Here is a 3,664-nt window from a genome sequence, read left to right as displayed (position 1 = left end):
CCTGACTTGCACACTTTTAGTGACCTGCGCGGTCGAGCATGTGGGCTACGTCGTCGGGGGTCATGGGCTCGGCTTGGAGTTGTCGGCCGGCCAGAGTGATGGTGACGTGTCCCGATTTGGCTCATTTAGTGTCGCCCGCGCGCTTGGTGGATCGCGTCGAGCCAGGCTTGGGCGTCGTCGGGTAGGGGGTTCTCGGCGGTGACGATGGTGTCGCCGGCTTGGATGTTGATGGTGCGGTGGCGCCGCAGCGTCTTGACGAGGACCTTGATGCTGACCCCGGTGGTGCTCTCGAGCCATCGGGCGACGGCGAGGGCCGCGAACACGATGGTGAGGTGGGCTTCGATCGAGACCTTCAGGTGGTGGTAGACCGGCCGGGCTTTCAGATCGGACTTGGACATCCGGAAGGACTTCTCGACCTGCCACAGCTGGTGGTAGGCCCCGATGACGTACTCCGGGGTCGGGGTGGCCAGGTTCGTGATGTAGCCCTTCCAGCCCGCCAGGTTGCGAGCCTTGGCTTCCAGTTCCCGATTCACCGACTTCTGCGCGCCGGTGAGGGTGATGAACCGGTTCCGCTTCACCGGCACCTTCCCCGCGACCGCCCGTTCGGCCTGAGTTGGGTCAAGCGGCTTAGTGCCTTGAGCTGGCTTGTTTGAGGTCGTCAAGGACGGCCTGCTCATCGTCGCCGAGGGCTGGTGGCAGGGTCTGGATAGCGCCGTTGGCCTGGATCGTTGCTGAACGCAGCGGACGGAGTTGGCGTAGGACTCGACGTAGCGACAGGCCGGTCCGGTCCTGGACGGTGCGGCCGATGGCTAGGGCGGTGAACACGATGGTCAGGTGCGCCTCGATGGAGTCGCGTCGTCTGGTTCGGCCTTGCCGACCTGCTCGGTGATGCCGCGCAGCGTGCGCCGGGCCCGGTCAGCCCGGTACTGGTAGTAGATCGTCTCCTTCACCTGCTGCCCGGCCGGCCCGCGCGCCCACGGCTGGGTCAGGGTCAGCCCGTCGGGTGGCTGCTCGCCGGGGTGCGTCTTCATCCACTCCCGCACGACGTAGGGGATGTCGGGGATCTTCTGCCCCACGATGAACCGCAGCCCCGCCCCGGACAGGGCTCGCAGGTTGCCATCCGACAGCATGCCCGCGTCGGCGACCACGGTCACCTCAGGGAGTTGGTGGGCGGCCTGGAACGCCTGGATCGACGGGATGATCGTGGTGGTCTCGGCGCGATTGCCCTCGAACGCCTCCACCATCAGTGGGAACCCGCGCGCGTCGGTCAACAGGCCGATCGTGATCTGGGGTTCCAGCCGGCGTTCCTTGCTGAACCCGGACTCCCGGAACCCGTCACCTTGGTCGGTCTCGAAGTAGAGCGTGCTCACGTCGTAGAGCACCAAGGTGGTCGGCCCCAACCCGACGTGGCGGGCGCACGCGGCCGCGAACCGGCGTCGCCACGCCTGCTTGGCGTACACGGGCAGGCGCCGCTTCACCGTGGCATACCCCGGTGGCCGAAGGCCGACCTCGTCGAGCACCCGAAGCGTGTCCAGCTTGCTGGTGGGCTCGACCAGCCGACCCAACACCAACTGCTTGAACACCTCATCACCGTCACAGGCGGCCTCGAACCCCAACTGCTCAAAGCCGGCTGACAAGGCGTTCCACAAGTGCTCCGCCCTCGACGCGACGATGTTCAACGCCCGACGGCGTGGCTGCCCGTCCCCGAAGTCGAGCTCGTCCTGGCCGGCTGCAACCATCCGCTGCCGGGCGACAGCCTTCAACACCTCGACATCCTCGGGCGTGTGCGCGGACCCGATGTGGTCCATCGACCGTGAACCACGCGAGGACGACCACACCACCTGGACTGCCGTCGCACCCGACGCGGTCTTCACCGTCCTCACATACGGGCTCACCCAGACAGGCTAGAACACCCCCACTTAGTGCACACCACGCCGACCAGAAGCCCTAGTCAAGCGCCCCTCAACCCCCAAGAACACGAAACGTGAGCCAAGTCGGGTTTTAGTGACCTGCGCGGTCGAGCATGTGGGCTACGTCGTCGGGGGTCATGGGCTCGGCTTGGAGTTGTCGGCCGGCCAGAGTGATGGTGACGTGTTGCAGGGGGCGTAGCGCGCGGACGATCCTTTTGATGCTCCAGCCGGTGCGGACCTGCAGGTCCCGAGCGATCGCCAGGGCGGTGAACACGATGGTCAGGTGCGCCTCGATCGAGTCCCGGAGGTAGTGGTAGATCGGCCGGGCAGCCAAGTCGCTCTTGCTCATCCGGAACGATTGCTCGACCTGCCACAGGTCGTGGTAACTGGTGATGACCTCCCCGGCGGGCATCACTGTGCTGGTGATGTTGGTGACGTAGCCCTTCAACCCCACCAGATCGGCGGCGCGCCGCAGCGACACGTCATCGAGGGTGGCGCTCTGCCCGGTGGTCTTCACGAACCGGGCCTTCTTCGCCGGCCGGTCCCCGTCCACGATCGCGACCGCCCGGTCGCGTTGCGCGGCCAGCGTCTTGCGGTCCCGCGCGGCCCGCTTATGCGAGTAGGCCCAGACCGCCCGCCACGCGGCCGGATGAGCTGCGGGGTCCCAGACGGGTTCGGCGCGGGTCTTCAACTGGTCGGGATCAGCCTTCTGGCGGCGCAGCGTGATGGTGTCGATGACCTGGCCGTCAGTGAACGCGTTGCCGTGCCAGTGGAAGTACTTGGCCAGGTCATGCGGGGCGCGGGTGACGCGGGAGCCGACGATGAACCGCAAGCCCGCGGCGTCGATGGCTTCCAAGTTCGTCGTGGACAACATGCCGGCATCGGCGACGACGACCATGTCGGCGACACCATGGCGTGCTTGGAACGCCTTGATGATCGGGATGATCGTCTGGGTCTCGGCCTTGTTTCCCTCGAAGCAGGCGATCTCGAGCGGGAAGCCGGTGCGGTCCACGAGCAGGCCGACCACGATCTGCGGGTCGACGCGGCGTTCCTTGCTGAATCCGACCTTGCGCAGACTGTCTTCGGTGTCGGTCTCGAAGTACAGCGTGGTCACGTCGTACATGAGTAGGGAGAGGTCCCCGCCCTGGTCGGTCCACACGTGTTGGAAGCACGCGTGAGCGATCCGGTCGCGGTACTCCTTGTCAGCGCACCGTCGCAACGCCTTGGTGAACGTGTTGCGGTGCGGGGCGCGCAGTCCGAGGTCTTCGATCACCCGGATGCTGTCCAGCTTCGAGGTCGGCTCCACCAGCCGCGCCAACACCAGCTGGAAGAACGCCTCATCTTCGATCACGTCGAAACCGAGCCGCCGCCAAGCAGCCCGGATCACGTCCACGAGCAGCTTCGACTGCTTCGCCTCGATCACCGCCGCCCCGGCTTGCACCCCACCCCGGGTCGGTAAGTCCAGCAGGGGTTGGTTGACGTGAAGCTTCTCTTGACCGACCTGCATCAACGCCGCCAACTCGGCCTCATCGTGCGCCGAGCCCAAGTGCTCCAAGATCGTGCGGACCCCGTGCTTCTTCTCCACGATCTGCACAGCCGTCGCCCCCGAGGCGGTCTTCACCTTCCGCAGGAACGGGCTCACCCAGCCGATCCTACCCTTTCCTTAGTGCCCCCACCGAGCCAACCAAAACCCGCTGACAAGCACCGATGATCACCGACCCCGTGAATTCAGTCACGAGGTGTGCAAGTCAGGT

1 protein-coding gene and 2 pseudogenes are annotated in these 3,664 nt (G+C 66.0%); all 3 read right to left on the bottom strand.

Going from position 1 to position 3,664, the window contains the following annotated elements; translation table 11 throughout:
- Positions 1-125 precede the first annotated feature (125 nt).
- Positions 126-611 (bottom strand): annotated as a pseudogene (locus ET989_RS14560) (IS1634 family transposase); the annotation flags it as partial.
- Positions 612-869: 258 nt separating this feature from the next.
- Positions 870-1,883, bottom strand: a pseudogene (locus ET989_RS14555) (IS1634 family transposase); the annotation flags it as partial.
- Between the two features lie 118 nt (positions 1,884-2,001).
- A complete protein-coding gene (locus tag ET989_RS14550; protein ID WP_131170252.1) occupies positions 2,002-3,552 on the bottom strand; it encodes an IS1634 family transposase in 1,551 nt (516 codons plus the stop codon).
- Positions 3,553-3,664 lie beyond the last annotated feature (112 nt).

This window comes from Propioniciclava sinopodophylli, assembly GCF_004324755.1.
GTDB lineage: Bacteria > Actinomycetota > Actinomycetes > Propionibacteriales > Propionibacteriaceae > Propioniciclava > Propioniciclava sinopodophylli.
This window is presented reverse-complemented; position numbering and strand designations above follow the sequence as displayed.